Below are 21,127 nucleotides of genomic sequence, written 5' to 3'. Positions count from 1 at the left end.
CCCAATGAGCCAAGAGTTTGCCCATTTATCAGTATTATTGAATGAGACCGTTGATGGTCTCAATATCCAAAGTGATGGCATCTACATTGATGGCACGTTTGGCCGAGGTGGGCATTCGCGTCATGTATTAAGCCATTTAGGCGAAAATGGTCGTTTAATTGCAATTGATCGTGATCCGCAAGCCATTGAAGCTGCAAAACAGTTTGCAGATGATCCACGTTTTCAAATCGTACACGGTGGCTTTGGCCAATTAGCCGAGTATGTAGAGGAGCTTGGATTAACCGGTAAGATCAACGGCGTATTGCTTGATCTTGGCGTGTCATCACCACAGCTAGACGATGCAGAGCGTGGCTTTAGTTTTTTACGTGATGGTCCACTCGATATGCGCATGGACAATAGCCAAGGGCAAACTGCAGCTCAGTGGATAGCGCGTGCTGAAATTGAAGACATGGCATGGGTATTTAAAACCTACGGTGAAGAAAAAAATTCGCGTCACATTGCACGTTGTATCGCTGCCGATCGCGAAAAAACACCTTTTTTGCGTACCAAAGATTTAGCCGATTTAATCGCGCGCATCACTAAAAACAAAGAGCGTAATAAGCATCCTGCAACACGGGTGTTCCAGGCTATTCGTATTTATATTAACAGTGAATTAGAACAAATCGATCAAGCACTTGAAGGCGCATTAGCGGTATTAGCACCTCAAGGACGTCTATCGGTGATCAGTTTTCATTCGTTAGAAGACCGTATGGTTAAGCGTTTCATTCGCCGCCATAGCCAAGCTGAAAGCGTGCCATATGGATTGCCTATCATGGAAGCAGAGCTTAATAAATCGCGCAAATTAAAGGCGGTTAGTAAGGCACTAAAGCCTTCTGATGCAGAATTAGAGCAAAATCCACGTGCGCGTAGCTCAGTATTACGAGTTGCCGAACGTCTGGATTATTAACCACTGAGGGTAATGTGAGCCAATCACCATTAAATTTGCCTCGGATTGTGTTACATGACATTTGGCACCACAAGTGGGTATTGCTGTTGAGTATTTTGGTTGTGATGAATGGCGTAGCCGTCGTTTATACCAGCCATGTAACACGTAAGTTGATTACTCAATGGGATCAACTTCTACAAGAGCAAGATCGCTTAGATATTGAATGGCGAAACCTATTATTAGAAGAACAATCGCAATCAGAGCACAGTCGTGTGACTCGGATGGCAACCAAAGAATTAAATATGTCTCGGCCGCTTCCTAAGGAGGAAGTTATCATTCGAGTCCAGTGAGCATAGGGAATATGGCTAGACAAGCAAAGCAAAAATTAGGTCACGAACTTATTCCATGGCGTTTATACGTTGTGGTGGGGTTCGTTTTGTTATTATTTTGCAGTCTAGTTGCACGTGCGGCCTATATTCAAATTATTGAGCCAGATAAACTGCGTCACGAAAGTGATATGCGCACATTACGCACAACCAGCAATCAAGTTCAGCGAGGCTTAATCACCGATCGTAATGGCGATATGCTCGCGGTTAGTGTTCCTGTGCGGGCTGTGTGGGCTGATCCTAAACATGCTCATGATCAAGATGCATTTAAAGACATGCGACGTTGGCAAGCCCTTGCTGATGTTCTGCAGGAACCTGTCGATGTATTGGTCAGAAAAGTCAAAAACAATCCTAAAAAGCGCTTTGTATATCTTAAACGTCAAGTGACCTCTGCTGTTGCTGACTATATTGAGCAGCTTAAAATTGGTGGTATTTACCTTAAATCAGAATCCCGTCGTTACTATCCTGCTGGTGAAACGGCTGCACAGTTAATTGGTATCACTAATATCGATGATGTGGGCATTGAAGGCATCGAAAATACTTATAATACTTGGTTAACAGGAACACCTTCTAAGCAAAAAGTACGTAAAGCCCGTGATGGCAGTGTGGTTGAGCGTTTAGATATCGTGCAAGAAGGCGAAAGCTCTAACGATTTAGTGCTCAGTATCGATCAACGTATTCAGCAGTTGGCATATCGTGAATTGAAACGTGCGACAGAAGTATACCAAGCGACTTCAGGGTCTGTGGTGGTCATCGATGTGACCACTGGCGAAGTGCTAGCGATGGTAAATACGCCTTCATATAATCCCAATGCCCGAGATAATTTACAGCCTCACCGTATGCGTAATCGTGCCTTAACTGACACATTTGAACCCGGGTCTACTATTAAACCTTTTGTTGTTGCAGCGGCTCTAGATTCCGGCACAGTGAAAGTAAATGAATTGATCTCGACATCACCAGGGTGGATGCGGATTGGTGGACGTCAAGTTCGCGATTCGAATAACTATGGTGACATGACGTTAGCCAAAATTTTGGTTAAATCGAGTAACGTGGGCATTAGTAAGCTGTCCTTGTCTATGCCTGTTGAACAATTACTCGGTACATACCAATCCATGGGATTAGGTAATTATTCGGGGATTAATTTAACCGGTGAAAGTGCCGGATTAATTCATAATCGCCATCGTTGGTCTGACTTTGAACGTGCCACCTTGTCTTTTGGTTATGGCTTTACCGCGACACCATTACAAATTGCACGTATGTACGCCACGCTAGGCAGTGGTGGAATACTTTATCCAGTATCGATTTTAAAGCTGAGACAGCCACCTAAAGGCGAGCAAGTTATTTCAAATAAAGTCGCCTATGACGTAATGGAAATGCTCGTTGGGGTGACTGAAACGGGAGGCACAGGAACCAAAGCACATATTGATGGTTACCCCGTTGCAGGTAAATCAGGTACAAGCCGTAAAGCCGTTGCTGGGGGGTATGGCGATGATTATGTCGCTTTATTTGCTGGTGTAGCTCCGGTTCATAAACCACGCTTGGCTATTTCAGTTGTGATTAATGAACCCAAAGGCGACAAATATTACGGTGGCGATGTTGCCGGCCCTGCTTTTGCTAAAATTATGTCAGGTGCTTTGCAAATGCTTAATGTAGAACCAATTTCAGAGCAGGAGGCTGTTCATTTGGCCACTGCGCGAGGAGCGCAGAATAATGTTATTAAATGATTTATTAGCGCCGTGGTTCCATTACTCTGGCCGCGAATCCATTAATGGGTTAACACTAGACAGCCGTGACGTAGAACGTGGCGGTTTATTTGTGGCGTTACCTGGTCATAAAGTCGATGGTCGAGTATTCATTCCTCAAGCGATTAACGCTGGAGCAACAGCGATACTGATCCATACCGATAATCCAGATGAACATGGCATCGTCGATCGTCTTCAATATACTGTGCCATTAGTGTTTTTTTGCCAACTAGGCCGCCAATTGTCGGCCGTTGCTGCTCAGTTTTACTTATCCAATAACCAATCGTTATCTTTGATTGGAATAACCGGTACCAATGGCAAAACTTCTGTAAGTCAAATTATCGCTCAAATTGTCCATTTACTTGGCCATCAAGCCGCTGTGATGGGCACATTAGGTAATGGTTTGTGGGGTCAACTTGTGGATAGCGGCAATACGACTGCTGATGCAATAACGGTTATGCGCCAGCTTAGTGAGTTTGCTGCTAAAGGCGCTGAACTGTGTGCTATGGAAGTGTCTAGCCATGGTTTAGTACAAGGACGAGTAGAAGCGGCACCATTTGAGATAGCAGTGTTTACTAATTTAAGCCGCGATCATCTAGATTATCACGGTGATATGGATTCTTACGCTGCGGCTAAAAAACGCTTATTTCAATTTCCTAGTGTAAAACATGGTGTGATTAATATTGATGATGCCGTGGGCGAGAAATGGTTGACCCAACTTGCGAATGAAAAGAATAAGTCATTCAGCATTCATGGTAATTCTGCTGCCGACTTTTACTGTGATGCCATTGAATATCATGATGCAGGTGTCACTGCGACATTGCATTTTGTCGAGATTAATAGTGGGCTTCCTGTAAGTGTGCAGCTTAACTCGCCGCTATTAGGTGCATTTAACTTGTCTAACCTAGTGGCAGCAATAGCTGTGCTGTATTTACAGGGCAAGCCAATGGCATCTATTTTGGCGGTGCTGCCGTTGTTGGTTCCTGTTGCGGGTCGTATGGAGCGTTTTTCATCTACTAACAGCGCGACTTTGGTTGTTGACTATGCCCATACTCCAGATGCAATTGAGCAAGCGTTAAAAGCATTAAGATTGCACTGCAAAGGAACTCTGTGGTGTGTATTCGGCTGCGGTGGCGATCGTGACAAAGGTAAGCGTCCTTTGATGGCACAAGCCGCTGAGCAATATGCAGATAAAGTGATGATCACAAGTGACAATGCCCGTAGTGAAGATCCACAAACCATTATTAACGATATTTTACAGGGTATTAGTCAGCCTCAAAACGTGCTTACTCAAGTAGACCGTATTGAAGCCATTACCCATGTTGTTGCATTGGCACACGTTGACGATATTGTACTGCTTGCTGGCAAGGGGCATGAAACCTATCAAGAAGTGGCAGGACAATGTATTGATTATGATGAACGCGCCTTAGCATTCAAGTTGTCTCAGGAGGCATCATGATTAGTGTCACTATGTCGGTATTAGCCCAGCATCTTAATGGCACCCTACACGGCCAAGACGGAGTGATTACGAGTGTCAGTACTGACAGTCGCAACATTCCAGCTCAATGTTTATTTATCGCGTTAAAAGGCGAGCGTTTTGATGGGCATGACTTTGTTGATACTGCGATTAAAAATGGTGCAGTAGCACTGTTGGTCGATCATCTATTAGTCGACCATCCTTTTGCCGCCGATATTGCGCAAATTGTAGTTGCCGATACCCAAAAGGCTATGGGCAAGATGGGAGCGTTTGTGCGCCAAACCGTGGCGCCTATTTGCGTCGCGTTAACGGGGTCAAACGGCAAAACCAGCGTTAAAGAAATGCTGGCCACTATTTTATCTCAACATCACCAAGTGTTATTTACCGCCGGCAATTTTAACAACGAAATTGGTGTGCCGTTAACTTTGCTACGGTTAAGTAAAGGTGATGAATATGGGGTATTTGAACTTGGCGCAAACCATCGTGGTGAGATCGATTACACCTCGTCGTTAGTGCTGCCTCAAGTCGCGTTAGTGAATAATGTCGGCAATGCTCATCTTGAAGGATTTGGTTCGCTGGAAGGTGTTGCTCAGGCTAAATCTGAAATTTTTAATCATCTTGCTCCAGATGGCACGGCGATTATTAATGCTGACGACAAGTTTGCAGACTTTATGCTGCAACAGTCGCAAGGGCACAAACACCTGCGTTTTGGCCGTGAAATGAATGTCGATGCCGATGTGATTGCAACAGACATAGTGGCAGATGCCAATGGTTGTTATCGGTTTACATTAACCTTTGATGGACAGCAAGAAGTGGTGCGATTGCCATTGGCGGGTCTGCATCAAGTGAGTAATGCTCTGGCTGCAGCATCTATGTGTATTGCTTTAGATATATCGCTTTACGACATCGCACAAGGCTTTGCTTTGCTTAAACCGGTAAAGGGTCGTATGCAGCCCCATGAGCTTGGTCGAGTGTTATTAATTGATGATAGCTATAACGCTAATCCAACGTCAGTAAGTGCGGCGATTAATTGGTTACAGCAACGTGATGGATATCGTTGTTTAGTGCTGGGAGATTTAGGCGAATTAGGCGACAATGCTGCCCCTTTGCACGCCAGCATTGGATTACAGGTTAAAAATGCAGCCATAGAGTCGCTATTTTGTTGCGGCCAGTTGTCGGCAAATACCAGTGAAGCATTTGGCAGTGAACACTTTTGTGCTCAAAAGCCATTAATCGTGGCATTGCAAAAACAGTTAATAAGTACCAAAGGTAATATCACCGTTTTAGTTAAAGGTTCCCGCAGCGCCGCTATGGAGCGAGTTGTGGACAGTTTATTAGATGCCTTTGGGCGTGGGGAGTTAGTGTAGATGCTGGTTTATCTAGCCGAGTATTTAACCCAATTTTATAGCGGGTTTAACGTTTTTTCATATGTAACGTTCCGGGCTATTTTAGGCTTGTTAACTGCATTGGTGTTTAGTTTGTGGTGGGGGCCGATTTTAATTAAGCACCTGCAAACGCTGCAAATTGGTCAAGTCGTTCGTGATGACGGTCCAGAATCACATTTCAGTAAGCGTGGAACACCGACAATGGGCGGAATTCTTATCCTTGCGGGCATTTTTATCAGTGTGCTGCTGTGGGGCGACTTATCTAATCGTTATGTATTAGTCACTTTATTTGTACTAGCCAGTTTTGGTGTCATTGGTTTTATTGATGATTACCGTAAAGTGGTTAAGAAAGATTCTAAAGGCCTAATTGCACGTTGGAAATACGCACTGCAGTCAATTGCCGCTTTAGTGGTTGCAGTGTATTTGTATAGCTCATCAACCATGGTTGGCGAAACACAATTAGTTGTGCCGTTTTTTAAAGATATTATGCCGCAACTGGGCTTTATGTTTATTTTATTAGCTTACTTCACCATTGTGGGTGCCAGTAACGCAGTGAACTTAACCGACGGCTTAGATGGTTTGGCGATTATGCCAACCGTAATGGTTGCGGCTGCGTTTGCATTAATCGCTTACTTATCTGGTCATGCACAATTTGCCAGTTATTTGCACCTACCTCATTTACCGTTAGCCGGTGAATTGGTGATTGTGTGTACGGCTATGGTCGGTGCAGGTTTAGGTTTTTTATGGTTCAACACCTACCCAGCACAAGTGTTTATGGGCGATGTAGGCTCATTAGCGTTGGGTGCTGCATTAGGTGTGATTGCTATTTTGGTTCGCCAAGAGATTTTATTAGTGATCATGGGTGGCGTGTTTGTGATGGAAACGGTATCGGTGATATTGCAGGTGGGTTCGTATAAGTTACGTGGTCAACGAATTTTCCGTATGGCACCTATTCATCATCACTATGAGTTAAAAGGGTGGCCAGAGCCGCGTGTAATCGTGCGTTTTTGGATTATCTCGTTGTTTTTAGTGTTACTGGGTCTCGCGACTCTAAAATTACGCTAAGTAATTAATCAAGGTCAGTATTATGCAAACTCAATATACGCACATTGTTTTAGGCTTAGGGGCAACAGGGCTCTCGGTCGTGCGTTTTTTAGTGTCTAAAGGCATTAAACCTTTAGTGATGGACAGTCGTCGTCATCCGCCGGGTGCAGATACGTTGGCACAAGAGTTTGCCGATATTGAATTATTGGCTGGCGGGTTTGATTGTCGTTATTTAGTTCAGTCTAGCCAAATTATCATCAGCCCTGGTGTGCCAATCGATACGCCTGAAGTGCGTGCAGCATTGGACATGGGAATTGAAGTGATTGGTGATGTCGAGTTATTTGCTCGAGAAATAGCAGACAAAAAACCTTGCGTTGTCGGTATCACTGGATCAAATGGTAAATCTACGGTGACGACATTAGTGTACGAAATGCTGTTAGCTGCCGGAAAATCGGTGGCGATTGGCGGTAATATTGGTACACCAGCGCTGGATTTATTACCTCAGAATGCAGACTTTTACGTACTTGAACTATCGAGTTTTCAACTTGAAACAACTCATTCATTAAATTGTATTGCGGCAACGTGTCTCAATGTTAGCGAAGATCATATGGATCGCTATAGTGACTTAAATACTTACCGCGAAGCAAAATTACGCTTATACCCACAAAGTCGCTTTGTGATGTACAACCGTGATGACGAGTTAACTTATCCGTTAGAGCCAATGAATCAAAATAATTTTGGTTTGGATGTGCCAGAAGGCGATGCATGGGGATTAAGTGATGGCAAGATTTTCCATGGTGACAGTGAAATTATTAATTTAATTGATGTGACCTTAATTGGTAGCCATAACCATGCAAACTTATTAGCTGCAATGGCATTAGCCGATGCTTGTGGTGTCGGTAAAGAGGCCATGATAGAAGTGGCTAAAACCTTTGTTGGTTTAAGCCATCGTTGCGAACTGATTGCCGTTAAGCAAGGTGTGTCGTATATCAATGACTCTAAAGCGACCAATGTTGGCGCGACAGTTGCCGCGCTAGAGGGACTTAATTCACACTTAGGTGATTTGTATTTGATCGCCGGTGGAGACGGTAAAGGCAGTGATTTTAGTCCGCTTATAGAACCGTTGAGCAATATTACCCAGCTTATTACCTTGGGGCGAGATGGACGCAAAATTGCCAAATTAAAACCAGGCACTATTGAAGTGACAACGATGGCAGAGGCCGTCGCCAAAGCCGCTGAATTAACATCGTCTGGTGACATAGTATTATTGTCGCCAGCATGTGCAAGTTTAGATATGTATAAGAACTTTATGGCTCGCGGTGATGATTTTAGACAGTGTGTGGAGTCGTTAGCCGATGGCGAATAACGAGCAGCAACTTAGCTTGTTTAAACGAGGCCTTAATTGGACTTTGCCCTCGTTATTATCAGATGACCATACACCGGGTATGCCGTTATACGACCGTAGCTTTCTAGTCGCGATTGTCGGCTTAATGTGTTTTGGCTTTGTTATGGTGATGTCTGCTTCAATGCCTGAAGCGACCAAACTGACTGGCGACCCGTTTTATTTTATGTATCGCCATGTGCTTTACCTTGTTGGCTGCGTAGTGATTGCTTTCGTGGTACTGAAGTTTGAAGTCAGCTATTGGGAAAAAAACAGCGGCATGCTGATGCTAGCGGTGTTGGTATTATTGATAGCAGTACTGTTTATCGGTACTTCGGTTAACGGTGCTCGTCGTTGGTTGTCTATCGGTCCTATTAGGATCCAAGTCGCCGAAATGGCCAAGTTTGTATTTATTGTATACATGGCAGGTTACCTAGTACGTCGTCATGGTGAATTACGCGAAAACCGTAAAGGCTTCTATAAACCGATTGGGGTTTACGGTTTGTTCGCAGTATTGATTTTGTTACAGCCTGACCTAGGCACCGTGGTGGTGTTGTTTGTGTGTACGGTAAGCTTGTTGTTTCTGGCTGGCGCGCGCATTACAGACTTTATGGTGTTGATATTACTTGGCGTAGCGACCTTCGTATTACTGGTGCTATTCGAACCCTACCGTATGCGACGTGTGACCTCGTTTATGGATCCGTGGGAAGACCCATTTGGCAGTGGTTATCAGTTGACGCAGTCCTTAATGGCTTATGGCCGAGGCGATTGGTTTGGTCAGGGTTTAGGTAACAGTATTCAGAAGCTGGCTTATTTACCTGAGGCACACACTGATTTTATCTTTGCTGTTATCGGTGAGGAGCTGGGGTTTACCGGTATTATGGTGGTGTTATGCACATTATTTTTTATTGCTATACGTGCGATTAGATTGGGTAATTTATGTTTAAAAATGCAGCGCCCTTTTGAAAGTTATGTCGCCTATGGTGTTGGGATTTGGATTTGTTTTCAGACCGTAGTTAACGTAGGGGCCAGTATTGGTATGTTACCAACCAAAGGGTTAACCCTACCGTTTATTAGCTATGGTGGCAGTAGTTTGTGGATTATGACCGCTGCGGTGATGTTGCTTGTTAGGATAGATCATGAACGTCGAGTTAGTTTGGTGCAAGCCGTACAAGGGAGAACCAGTTAATGAACAGTAATATTAGTCGTTCTCCTAAGATATTAATTATGGCTGGTGGTACGGGTGGCCATGTTTTTCCTGCACTTGCAGTGGCGAAGTATTTAGCGGAGAAAGGTTGGCAAATACGTTGGTTAGGTACTGCCGACCGAATGGAAGCGCGTTTAGTGCCTCAACACGGATTTGATATTGAATTTATCGATATTAAAGGTGTGCGTGGTAATGGGCTTATACGTAAGTTAGCGGCACCATTTAAAATTATCCGTTCAATTATTCAAGCTAAAGCGGTAATTGATGATTTTCAACCCGATGTGATTTTAGGCATGGGCGGTTTTGCCAGCGGCCCGGGCGGAGTGGCCGGAAAATTGTCAGGTATTCCTGTCGTGTTGCATGAGCAAAATGCGATTCCAGGATTAACCAATAAGTTGTTATCTAAGATTGCCAAAAAAGTGTTGTGTGCATTCCCCAATACCTTTACCAGTAGCGTCGCTAATGTTGAGGTTGTGGGTAATCCCATCCGCCAAGAGCTGATTGAGTTAGGCGCACAAATTAAAACACCGCAAGCCGATGCGTTAAGAGTATTGGTGGTAGGTGGCAGTTTAGGTGCCAAAGTATTGAATGATGTCATGCCTGCTGTGGTGGCTCATCTGAGTAAATATCATTCTCTGACAGTTTGGCACCAAGTGGGCAAAAATAACCAAACAACAGTAAAGTCGAGTTATCAACAACTTGGCCAATCAGACAGTGTCAATGTTGCAGAATTTATTGATGATATGGAAGCCGCTTATCGTTGGGCCGATGTAGTGGTTTGCCGCTCGGGTGCCCTTACAGTGTCCGAACTGGCAGCCGTGGGTTTACCGAGTATTTTAGTGCCGTATCCTCATGCAGTGGATGATCATCAAACTGTAAATGCATCAGTACTTGTTGATGCTGGCGCAGGATTTTTATTACCACAAACCATTTTAAATGCAGATAACCTTGCTGAAAAATTGCAGTTATTTGCTGAAAATAGACAAGAACTAGCCCAAATGGGTCATAAGGCAAGAGGCGTAGCGGTATTAGATGCGACTCAACGAGTAGCAGATATTTGTGCCTCATTTGCGAGTAAGGGTTGAAATGACTAAGACAGAAAGATACGCACAGCTTCGTAGCATGATCCCTGAAATGAGACGGATTAAGCGCATTCATTTTGTTGGCATCGGTGGTGCCGGCATGGGTGGTATTGCGGAAGTGCTTGTGAACGAAGGTTATCAAATAAGCGGCTCAGATATCGCTATCAATAGCGTAACTGAGCGTTTGGCGAGTCTTGGCGCAAAAATCATTATTGGCCATCAGGCCCAAAGCGTTGAACAGGTTGATGTTGTTGTCGTTTCGACTGCCATTAACCCGCAAAATCCTGAGATTATTGCCGCTAAAGAATTACGTATTCCGATTGTACGCCGTGCAGAGATGCTGGCTGAGTTAATGCGCTATCGTCATGGTGTTGCGATTGCCGGCACTCATGGTAAAACCACGACGACGAGCTTAATTGCCAGTGTCTATGGTCAAGCTGGCCGTGATCCAACATTTGTGATTGGTGGTTTACTTAATAGCGCAGGTACCAATGCACGCCTAGGCACCAGTCGTTACCTTATTGCTGAAGCAGATGAAAGCGATGCAAGCTTTTTGCATTTGCAGCCAATGGTCAGTGTGATCACCAATATCGAAGCCGATCACATGGATACCTATGGTGGCGACTTTGAGAAACTGAAAACCACTTTTATCGATTTTTTACATAATCTGCCGTTTTATGGCGTCGCAGTAATGTGTATTGATGATGAAGTGATCCGCGAAATTATGCCACGTATTGGCCGCCAAGTTGTGACCTATGGTTTCAGTGAAGAGGCTGATGTCCAGGCGATTAATTTTGCACAAAATGGTCACCAGTCAAGCTTTACGGTTAAGCGTCATGGCAAAGATAATGTTGATATTGTACTTAATTTGCCAGGTGAACATAACGTTCTTAACGCTTTAGCCGCGATTGCTGTCGCCAGTGAAGATGACATCGATGATAGTGCGATTGTACAAGCACTTGCAGAGTTTGAAGGTATAGGTCGTCGTTTTCAGCATTTAGGTGAATTTGAAACACCTAATGGCAGTGTCATGCTCGTGGACGACTACGGACATCATCCAAGTGAAGTATTAGCAACGATTAAAGCAGCGCGAGCAGGTTGGCCAGACAAGCGTTTAGTGATGGCATATCAACCGCATCGTTACAGCCGTACGCGCGACTTATATGAAGACTTTGTCGATGTATTGTCGCAGGTAGATTGTTTATTATTATTAGATGTTTATGCAGCGGGTGAAGCTCCTATCCCGGGTGCCGATGGGCGCGCTTTATGCCGTTCAATTAGATTACGAGGTCAAATAGACCCTATTTTTGTCGCCAGCCCAGATCAACTAGCGGCAGTTTTACCTGATGTGTTGCAACATGGGGATTTATTTATGACCCAGGGTGCGGGTAATATTGGTGCTTTATCGAAAGAATTAGCTCAGAATAATTTGGGTTGTAAAGTGCTTGTAGAAGAGCAATAAAGTGATTGATTTTTCACCAATTATTGTGTGTGAAAATCGAGCTTTAAACCTTATGAATTGGTCTATATAATGACCGATCTTTTGGAGTTAACTCCGGAACAACGTCAGAGGCGGATTTAAGGTGTCGTGGAGCGATAAAGGGCGGCAACTAAAAAATAAATTAGCTCGTGTTAATTGGTATTTTTGCACTGGTGTAGTGTTTTTATGCAGTGTGCTTGGCACCGTTGTTTGGGGTTGTGTGCAACTACACGAGTTGTTAAACGATGCTGATGCATTGCCTATTGAAGCGGTTGCTATTAAAGGTGAGCGAATTTATACCACCGATGACGAAATTAAAAATGCATTACAGTCATTAATGCAAAGTAGTTTTTTTAGCGCAGATGTGGTGGATGTACAAAAAGCATTAGAAGCATTGCCGTGGGTTTATCATGCATCAGTAAGACGAGAATGGCCGGCAAAGTTTAAGGTTACCTTACAAGAACAACAAGCTGTAGCGCATTGGAACGAAGTGTCTTGGCTTAATATTAACGGTGAGGTTTTTGATGCGTTTGCGCATTCAGAACATGATGCCTTACCCAAGTTATCTGGCCCTGAAGGGACTGAAATAGAAGTATTGACCAGCTACCAGCAGTTAGATGATTTATTGACAATAAACGAGTTTAAGTTGGTCAGTTTACGCTTAAGTCCTCGCCATGCGTGGCATGCTGTACTGGCTAACGGAATTGAAATAGAGCTTGGGCGAGAAGATAAAATGTCACGGATACAACGCTTTATTAATGTGTATCCAACTTTGAAGCAAAGTGAAAAACCAATTGCGACCGTTGATTTACGTTACGATACCGGGTTCGCCGTAGGTTGGGATGATTCAAAAAAGAGAGTCGACAATAAATGACCAAAAATCAGGAAAGAAACCTCATCGTGGGGTTAGATATAGGGACATCCAAGGTCGCAGTGATCATTGGTGAAGTATTACCTGATGGTGAGATTAGTGTCATTGGTTTAGGTAATCATCCTTCTCGCGGCATGGATAAAGGCGGCGTGAATGATCTCGACTCTATAGTGCGCAGTGTGCAACGGGCGTTAGATCAAGCCGAGTTAATGGCTGATTGCCAGGTTTCATCGGTGTACTTAAGTATTTCGGGTAAACATATTGCCTGCCAAAATGAAAATGGCATGGTGTCGATTAACGACGAAGAAGTCACCCAAGAAGACGTCGATAATGTAATCCATACCGCACGCTCGGTTAAGATCCCGACAGAACGTCGTATTTTGCATGTATTGCCGCAAGAGTATTCAATTGACGTTCAAGACGGCATTAAGAGCCCAATTGGTATGTCGGGCATGCGTATGGAAGCCAAAGCTCATATTGTTACTTGTGCTAATGATATGGCCAAAAACATTACTAAGAGTGTCGAGCGTTGCGGTTTAAAAGTAGATGATTTGGTATTTTCGGGCATCGCTTCTGCAGACTCTGTGCTCACAAATGATGAGAAAGATTTAGGCGTGTGTATTGTTGATATTGGTGGTGGCACAACCGATATTGCTGTATATACCAACGGCGCATTACGTCATTGTGCAGTTATTCCGGTAGCGGGTAACCAAGTCACCAGTGACATCGCCAAGATATTCAGAACACCGTTAACGCATGCTGAACAAATAAAAGTGCAGTTTGCCAGTGCCAGAAGTTCTACGGTAAGCCGTGAAGACAGTATTGAAGTACCGTCAGTGGGTGGTCGTCCTTCACGTAGCATGTCACGCCATACTCTGGCAGAAGTGGTAGAGCCAAGATATCAAGAATTGTTTGAGCTTGTTCTCAAGCAGTTACAAGATAGCGGTCTAGAAGATCAAATTGCAGCAGGGATTGTGCTTACTGGAGGAACGTCCTCGATATCGGGTGCCGTTGATATTGCTGAAGCAACCTTTGGTATGCCAGTTCGTGTCGCATCACCGCTACCAGTAAAAGGGTTATACGAATATGTTGATCAACCTATTTATTCAACAGGAATAGGGTTGCTTCATTATGGCGCAAGACGAGTCATCGAACGACAGTTCGAACGACCTGAGCGCCAAGGGGTTACCAGCTTTTTGAATCGGGTCAAAAGTTGGTTTAAGGGTGAATTTTAATAACGCAGACAAATGGAGATCAGACAATGTTTGAGATCATGGATACACATTCAGACGAAGCGGTGATTAAAGTCATCGGCGTCGGTGGCGGCGGCGGAAACGCGGTCGAACATATGGTAAAACACAGCATCGAAGGTGTTGAATTTATCGTTACCAATACAGATGCACAAGCACTACGTAAATCAAGTGCTGGTTCAACTATTCAGCTTGGCCGCGACGTGACTAAAGGTCTCGGTGCGGGCGCAAACCCAGATGTGGGTCGTCAAGCCGCTGAAGAAGACCGCGAGAATATTCGTGCTGCAATTAAAGGGTCTGACATGATCTTTATCGCTGCCGGCATGGGTGGTGGTACCGGTACTGGTGCTGCTCCTGTTGTGGCAGAAATTGCCCGTGAAGAAGGTATTTTAACCGTTGCAGTTGTGACCAAGCCTTTTCCTTTTGAAGGTAAAAAGCGCATGGCCTATGCAGAACTTGGTATTGCCGAGTTAGCTAAACATGTGGATTCGTTAATTACGATCCCCAATGAAAAGCTATTAAAAGTATTGGGTCGTGGTACTTCATTGCTTGATGCTTTTGCTGCAGCTAACAATGTATTACTTGGTGCTGTTCAAGGTATTGCTGAGCTAATTACTCGTCCTGGTCTAATCAACGTCGATTTCGCCGATGTGAAAACCGTTATGTCCGAAATGGGTAATGCCATGATGGGTACCGGTGTTGCTCGTGGTGATGATCGCGCTGAAGAAGCTGCAGAAGCTGCTGTGGCTAGCCCATTACTTGAAGATATCGACTTAGCCGGTGCGCGCGGTGTGTTAGTTAACATCACAGCAGGTATGGATATCACTATCGAAGAGCTTGAAACTGTGGGTAACCACGTTAAAGCTTATGCATCTGACAATGCCACTGTTGTAGTTGGTGCTGTCATTGATCCAGAAATGAGTGATGAGTTACGTGTAACTGTTGTTGCTACAGGTATCGGCGCAGAGAAAAAGCCAGACATTCAATTAGTGTCTAAGCCTGTTGCTCGTCCAGAACCTGTTGTAATAGAGCCGCGTCCAGAACCTGTTGAAGATGTGATGACACAACAAAGTTACGCTGCGCCAAAAGGTAATGCTGTTCCGCAGCCTCAACCTGTACAGCGTACTGATGCTGACTATCTTGATATTCCGGCATTTTTGCGTAAGCAAGCTGATTAATACACGGATAAAACGTTATGTTTTTGCGTGATTAATGAGCGAAGTGTGCGAAAAAGGTTATTTTGCAAGCAGGTTTATACATTTACTCTGTGTTTGGCGTTTTTTTTGTGAAAAGCTAAATTTATGGTAGCATGTTGTACCAGTTATGCATGATAGCCTAAGGCTATTTTTGCAACTATTTGTTTAATATTGATATTTATGGGCGACTGAATGATTTTTCAAAGAACTGTTCAAAAAATGGTGAAGAGCACTGGGGTCGGATTACATTCCGGCAACAAAGTGACTCTATGCATTATGCCCGCACCAGTGAATACAGGGATTGTACTAAAACGTACCGATCTTAGCCCTGCTGTGTCTATCCCAGCCAAAGCTGATATGGTTCGTGAAACAACAATGTGTACCGCCCTTGTAAACGATGCTGGGATTAGAATATCAACCATTGAGCATTTGTTTGCGGCACTTGCCGGCTTAGGCATCGATAATGCAATTATCGAAGTCGATGCACCAGAAATCCCGATTATGGATGGCAGTGCAAGCCCATTTGTGTTCTTACTGCAAAGTGCAGGAATTAAAGAACAAGCTGCAGCTAAAAAATACCTAAAAATCATCAAACCTGTGCGTGTTGAAGATGGCGATAAATGGGCTGAGTTAAAACCTTTTAAAGGCTTTAGAGTTGATTTTAGAATTGACTTTGATCATCCAGAAATTGCTCGTAGTCAACAACACATGGTGATGGACTTTTCGACATCAGCGTTTGTGAAAGACATTAGTCGTGCCAGAACATTTGGTTTTATGCGAGATATTGAATACCTACGTGCGAATAATCTAGCACTAGGTGGCAGCATGGAAAATGCCGTTGTACTTGACGAATATCGTGTATTAAACCCTGATGGTCTGCGTTATGAAGACGAATTCGTTAAGCATAAAATCCTCGATGCATTTGGTGACTTATATGTTGCTGGTCATGCCATCGTCGGCGAATTTTCAGCTTATAAAACTGGTCATGCGTTAAACAACCAACTTGTGCGTGCATTACTTGCTCAGCAAGATGCGTGGGAGTTGGTAAGCTTTGATAAAGAGGCTGATGTGCCTGTCAGCTTCATGGTTCCAGGTGCGTTAGCGCACGTTTAATCAGTTAAGATTGCCTATTACGGCTGGCTAATGCAGCCAGCCGTTTTAGTTTTTCACCTAAAGAACCATCAACATGTGCAGCTAATGCTTCAATATGTTGTGCTGCAGTGGTGCTGATCACATTTTGATTAGGTTGAGTTTGTGGTTTTGCTAAGGCAAGCCCAGGATTGACTTTCACCTCTATAGCGGTAAGCATCGGAAGTGTGTCAGTTTGAAGTTGTTTTAATAGCTTCTGCTTTTGAAAATTTATTCTTGCAGCCCATGCTGCAGATGTCGTTTCAATAACAAGAACACCCTGGCGGATATTAGCAACTTTTAGCTGCTCTGCCACAGGACCATTTAACGTCTGTTTGACATAACGATTCAGATTATTAAGTAGTTCTGCTTTCTCGGCCAGTTCAGGCAGTCTCCCAGACAAATGAACTAAATTGCTGAGATCTTGAGGGGGCTTTTTCATATGATAATAAGATGGCTGAATTAGGCTATGAGTGTAACAGTTTTTATCCAAGGTCGAAATGGTGTAACGCGCTGGCAACCTAGTAAGCGTTGGTTACTCCTACCTATTATTCTGATGGCCACTGGCACAGGAATATATCAATATAGCACTGAGCGTTTTGCTAACCAACAAGCGAAAGTTGATGAAAATAAACAGCTTCGCCAACAGCAAAAGCAACAAGTGGTAGAACTCAAAACTGCAACAGAAACCCAGCTGGCAACTTTGGTTACTCATGTGGCAAAAATGCAGGCCAAAATCACCCGACTTGAAGCCCTAGGGCAGCAAGTAGCGCAAAATAACCTCCTTGATGACCAATTTGATTTCTCTACAGAAGTTGGTATCGGCGGGTTAAGCGAAATCGGCAATGGTGTCGAATTAAGCCAGCTTATCGATGAAATGAATAAGTTGGCGTCTAGAATTGATAATAATAACGTTCAGCTATCACTACTTGAAACAGTAGCATCTAATCTCCATATAGATGAAGAGCGTTATATATCAGGGCGGCCAATCGATAAAGGTTGGTTATCTTCGCCCTATGGTTTACGAAATGACCCTTTTAGTGGCCGACGAACAATGCATAAAGGTATTGATTTTGCCGGCAAAGAAGGGGCAGATGTTACAACTACTGCTGCAGGCGTTGTAACATGGTCAGGAAGCATGCTTGGATATGGTGAGTTAGTCGAAATAGATCATGGTAATGGTCTTCGCACTCGCTATGGACATAATAAATCTCTGTCAGTAAACGTAGGTGACGTCGTTGCCAAAGGCGATAAAATTGCCAGTATGGGAAGCACAGGCCGTTCAACTGGCCCCCATGTGCATTACGAAGTGCTGCGTGGTAAACAACAAATAGATCCACAGAAATACGTTTACCGCAAAGCAAGTTAATAATATTAACGGTTAATGCGCTCAAATGAGCCAAACCTACAACAGATAAGTGATTAAGATGTTAGGCAAACTACTGACAAAAGTATTCGGAAGTCGCAACGACCGCACCCTGAAAAATCTTGGAAAAATTGTTATTCAAATTAATGCATTAGAAGCTGATTACGAAAAGCTATCTGATGAAGAACTCAAAGCAAAAACGACAGAGTTCCGCACACGTTTAGAAAATGGCGAAACCTTAGATAACATCATGGCAGAAGCATTTGCTGTTGTACGTGAAGCATCAAAGCGTGTGTTCGACATGCGTCCGTTTGATGTTCAATTACTCGGCGGCATGGTTTTAGACAGCAATCGTATTGCTGAAATGCGAACCGGTGAAGGTAAAACTCTAACGGCAACTTTGCCAGCTTACCTTAACGGCATAACGGGCAAAGGTGTTCACATCATTACTGTGAACGATTACTTAGCTACACGTGATGCTGAGAATAACCGTCCATTATTTGAGTTTTTAGGTTTAAGTGTCGGAATTAACATTGCTGGCTTAGGTTCATTCGAAAAGAAAGAAGCCTACAACGCAGATATTACCTACGGTACTAATAATGAATTTGGTTTTGACTACCTTCGCGACAACATGGCGTTTTCTCCACAAGAGCGCGTTCAGCGACCATTGCACTATGCCCTTATTGATGAAGTCGATTCAATTCTAATTGATGAAGCCCGTACACCATTGATTATTTCTGGTGCGGCAGAAGACAGCTCTGAATTATACGCCAAAATTAATTTATTGATCCCAAGTCTCATCGCTCAAGACAAAGAAGACACCGAAGACTATGTTGGTGAAGGTGACTATAGTATTGACGAAAAGGGTAAACAGGTTCATTTAACTGAACGTGGTCAAGAAAAAGTTGAACAGTTATTAATTGAAAAAGGCATGTTAGCCGAAGGTGACTCGCTCTATTCTGCGACGAACATTTCGTTATTGCATCATGTTCATGCGGCACTTCGCGCCCATACCTTGTTTGAAAAAGATATCGACTATATTGTACAAGACGATGAAGTTATTATTGTCGACGAACATACAGGCCGTACTATGCCTGGTCGTAGATGGTCAGAAGGCTTGCATCAAGCTGTCGAAGCCAAAGAAGGCGCTAAAATCCAGAATGAAAACCAAACTCTGGCTTCTATCACTTTCCAAAATTATTTCAGACAGTATGAAAAGCTTGCCGGTATGACAGGTACAGCAGATACCGAAGCATTCGAATTTCAACATATCTATGGTTTAGATACCGTTGTTGTTCCTACAAATCGCCCAATGGTTCGTAAAGATATGGCCGACTTGGTCTATCTTACCGCGCCAGAAAAATATGCAGCGATTATTAAAGATATCGAAGGTTGTCGTGAACGTGGCCAACCGGTATTAGTGGGTACTGTCTCTATTGAACAATCAGAACTACTTAACTCATTATTGAAAAAAGCTAACATTCCGCATAGCGTGCTCAATGCTAAGTTCCATGAAAAAGAAGCCGAGATTGTTGCTCAAGCCGGTAGTTTAGGTGCTGTGACTATTGCAACTAACATGGCTGGTCGTGGTACAGATATCGTATTAGGCGGTAACTGGAACATGGAAATTGAAGCGCTAGATAATCCAACGGCAGAACAGAAAGCTAAGATTAAAGCTGACTGGAAAATACGTCATGATGAAGTGCTTGCTGCAGGTGGTTTGCACATCCTAGGTACAGAACGTCACGAATCTCGTCGTATCGATAATCAGTTACGCGGTCGTGCTGGTCGTCAAGGTGATGCGGGTTCTTCACGTTTTTACTTGTCGATGGAAGATAGCTTAATGCGTATCTTCGCTTCAGATCGAGTATCTGGCATGATGAAAAAGCTCGGTATGGAAGAGGGTGAGGCTATTGAGCATCCTTGGGTATCACGTGCTATTGAAAACGCTCAACGTAAAGTTGAAGCTCGTAACTTTGATATCCGTAAGCAATTGCTCGAATATGATGATGTCGCTAACGATCAACGTCAAGTTGTCTATGCACAGCGTAACGAGCTAATGGATGCTGAAAGTATTCAAGACACTATCCAGAATATCGAACAAGATGTGATAAGTGGAATTGTCGATCAATTTATTCCACCGCAATCACTTGAAGAACTTTGGGATGTACCGGGGCTTGAACAACGCCTTGGTAATGAATTTGGCCTAAAGCTAACAATTCAAGAATGGTTAGATCAAGATGATAATCTGCATGAAGAAACGTTACGCGAACGGATTCTAACGTCATGGAGTGAATTATATAAAGCTAAAGAAGAGATGGTCGGTGCACAAGTATTACGTCAATTTGAAAAAGCGGTAATGCTGCAAACACTAGATGGACTCTGGAAAGAGCACTTAGCTGCCATGGATCACTTACGCCAAGGTATTCATTTACGCGGTTATGCACAGAAAAATCCAAAGCAAGAATATAAGCGTGAATCGTTTGAATTATTCCAACAATTGCTTGAAACACTGAAAAATGACGTGATAAGCGTACTGTCTAAAGTACAAGTTCAAGCGCAGTCAGATGTTGATGAAATGGAGCAGCGTCGCCGTGATGAAGATGCAAAGATTAAACTGGCTTATCAACACGCAGCAGCAGAAGCATTAAGTGATACAGCAGAGCAACAAATAGAAGCGCCTAAAACAGTCATCCGTGAAGGTGAGAAAATAGGCCGTAACGATCCGTGCCCATGTGGTTCAGGACAAAAGTACAAACAATGTCACGGTAAACTCAGTTAACTCTCTGTTCACTATTGATGTTAGATAAAAAAGGTAGCGATTATTCGCTACCTTTTTTGTTTCTGGGATAATAAAACTGACTGATAAATTCACCCTTTGTGGATAACTTTGGGGGTAAATAGTGGGTATCATGTAGTTAAGTGCTCAAATGAATAAAAGATCATAAAAAGATCATTTTTTTGCACAAAAGCGCTTGCACTAAATCTTAAGCTGCCTATAATGCGCATCCACTGACACGGCATACAGCGAAAGCGAAAACCGGTTAGCGTTATTAACAACTAATTAGTGGTGTTAGTAACAGGCGAAAAGAAGTTTGAAAAAACACTTGACGCAATAAAGGGAATGCGTAGAATACGCAGCCCAAGCCAACGACCTAGCGTCTGACGGCGATGTCTGAAAAATCGACATCAAGCTCTTTAACAATT

At 43.6% G+C, this 21,127-nt stretch carries 17 protein-coding genes; 16 read left to right on the top strand and 1 reads right to left on the bottom strand.

Features of this window, described 5'->3' with window-relative positions; translation table 11 throughout:
* The first annotated feature begins 4 nt into the window (after positions 1 to 4).
* The 14 genes from rsmH to lpxC all read left to right on the top strand — a co-directional run bounded on the left by rsmH (position 5) and on the right by lpxC (position 16,539).
* Positions 5 to 946 carry a 16S rRNA (cytosine(1402)-N(4))-methyltransferase RsmH gene (rsmH, locus tag H5125_RS08845; RefSeq protein ID WP_101088509.1) on the top strand — a complete coding sequence of 314 codons (942 nt, stop codon included), beginning with the start codon at positions 5 to 7 and terminating at the stop codon, positions 944 to 946.
* A gap of 14 nt (positions 947 to 960) precedes the next feature.
* A complete protein-coding gene (gene ftsL / locus H5125_RS08840; protein ID WP_101088508.1) occupies positions 961 to 1,275 on the top strand; it encodes a cell division protein FtsL in 315 nt (104 codons plus the stop codon).
* Between the two features lie 11 nt (positions 1,276 to 1,286).
* The gene (locus tag H5125_RS08835) at positions 1,287 to 3,035 is read left to right on the top strand and encodes a penicillin-binding transpeptidase domain-containing protein (RefSeq protein WP_101088507.1); all 1,749 of its coding nucleotides are present in this window, start codon (positions 1,287 to 1,289) and stop codon (positions 3,033 to 3,035) included.
* Positions 3,019 to 4,512: a UDP-N-acetylmuramoyl-L-alanyl-D-glutamate--2,6-diaminopimelate ligase gene (murE, locus tag H5125_RS08830; RefSeq protein WP_182744080.1), complete on the top strand. Its 1,494-nt coding sequence runs from the start codon at positions 3,019 to 3,021 to the stop codon at positions 4,510 to 4,512. The genes H5125_RS08835 and murE overlap by 17 nt, the downstream gene beginning before the upstream one ends.
* Complete coding sequence (gene murF, locus H5125_RS08825) at positions 4,509 to 5,897, top strand: UDP-N-acetylmuramoyl-tripeptide--D-alanyl-D-alanine ligase (protein ID WP_182744047.1); 1,389 nt, start codon at positions 4,509 to 4,511, stop codon at positions 5,895 to 5,897. The genes murE and murF overlap by 4 nt, the downstream gene beginning before the upstream one ends.
* Positions 5,898 to 6,980 carry a phospho-N-acetylmuramoyl-pentapeptide-transferase gene (gene mraY, locus H5125_RS08820; protein WP_011639217.1) on the top strand — a complete coding sequence of 361 codons (1,083 nt, stop codon included), beginning with the start codon at positions 5,898 to 5,900 and terminating at the stop codon, positions 6,978 to 6,980.
* A gap of 22 nt (positions 6,981 to 7,002) precedes the next feature.
* Positions 7,003 to 8,325, top strand: coding sequence for a UDP-N-acetylmuramoyl-L-alanine--D-glutamate ligase (murD, locus tag H5125_RS08815; protein WP_101088504.1), 1,323 nt, complete (start codon positions 7,003 to 7,005; stop codon positions 8,323 to 8,325).
* Positions 8,315 to 9,529, top strand: a complete 1,215-nt coding sequence (ftsW, locus tag H5125_RS08810; RefSeq protein ID WP_162024089.1) for a cell division protein FtsW — start codon at positions 8,315 to 8,317, stop codon at positions 9,527 to 9,529. Before murD ends, ftsW begins: the two co-directional genes overlap by 11 nt.
* Positions 9,529 to 10,632 (top strand): undecaprenyldiphospho-muramoylpentapeptide beta-N-acetylglucosaminyltransferase, encoded by a 1,104-nt coding sequence (gene murG, locus H5125_RS08805; protein WP_182744046.1) that lies wholly within the window; start codon positions 9,529 to 9,531, stop codon positions 10,630 to 10,632. Before ftsW ends, murG begins: the two co-directional genes overlap by 1 nt.
* 1 nt (position 10,633) lies before the next feature.
* Positions 10,634 to 12,091: a UDP-N-acetylmuramate--L-alanine ligase gene (gene murC, locus H5125_RS08800; RefSeq protein ID WP_101088501.1), complete on the top strand. Its 1,458-nt coding sequence runs from the start codon at positions 10,634 to 10,636 to the stop codon at positions 12,089 to 12,091.
* A 121-nt stretch (positions 12,092 to 12,212) separates the two neighbouring features.
* Complete coding sequence (locus tag H5125_RS08795; RefSeq protein ID WP_182744045.1) at positions 12,213 to 12,983, top strand: cell division protein FtsQ/DivIB; 771 nt, start codon at positions 12,213 to 12,215, stop codon at positions 12,981 to 12,983.
* Complete coding sequence (gene ftsA / locus H5125_RS08790; RefSeq protein ID WP_101088499.1) at positions 12,980 to 14,215, top strand: cell division protein FtsA; 1,236 nt, start codon at positions 12,980 to 12,982, stop codon at positions 14,213 to 14,215. Before H5125_RS08795 ends, ftsA begins: the two co-directional genes overlap by 4 nt.
* Positions 14,216 to 14,241: 26 nt before the next feature.
* On the top strand, positions 14,242 to 15,408 hold the full coding sequence (gene ftsZ / locus H5125_RS08785; protein ID WP_011639210.1) for a cell division protein FtsZ: 1,167 nt from the start codon (positions 14,242 to 14,244) through the stop codon (positions 15,406 to 15,408).
* Positions 15,409 to 15,618: 210 nt separating this feature from the next.
* The gene (lpxC, locus tag H5125_RS08780) at positions 15,619 to 16,539 is read left to right on the top strand and encodes a UDP-3-O-acyl-N-acetylglucosamine deacetylase (RefSeq protein ID WP_011639209.1); all 921 of its coding nucleotides are present in this window, start codon (positions 15,619 to 15,621) and stop codon (positions 16,537 to 16,539) included.
* A gap of 4 nt (positions 16,540 to 16,543) precedes the next feature.
* Here lpxC and H5125_RS08775 read toward each other — a convergent pair whose 3' ends face one another.
* Positions 16,544 to 16,996 carry a DUF721 domain-containing protein gene (locus H5125_RS08775; RefSeq protein WP_182744044.1) on the bottom strand — a complete coding sequence of 151 codons (453 nt, stop codon included), beginning with the start codon at positions 16,994 to 16,996 and terminating at the stop codon, positions 16,544 to 16,546.
* Between the two features lie 27 nt (positions 16,997 to 17,023).
* Here H5125_RS08775 and H5125_RS08770 point away from each other — a divergent pair, with 27 nt between their 5' ends.
* Complete coding sequence (locus H5125_RS08770) at positions 17,024 to 17,923, top strand: M23 family metallopeptidase (RefSeq protein WP_182744043.1); 900 nt, start codon at positions 17,024 to 17,026, stop codon at positions 17,921 to 17,923.
* 58 nt (positions 17,924 to 17,981) lie between these two features.
* A complete protein-coding gene (secA, locus tag H5125_RS08765) occupies positions 17,982 to 20,702 on the top strand; it encodes a preprotein translocase subunit SecA (RefSeq protein ID WP_182744042.1) in 2,721 nt (906 codons plus the stop codon).
* Positions 20,703 to 21,127: the final 425 nt, after the last annotated feature.

The organism is Shewanella sp. SR44-4, assembly GCF_014163715.1.
GTDB lineage: Bacteria > Pseudomonadota > Gammaproteobacteria > Enterobacterales > Shewanellaceae > Shewanella.
The sequence above is the reverse complement of the archived record's forward strand: the minus strand, read 5'-3'. Positions and strand labels throughout refer to the sequence as shown.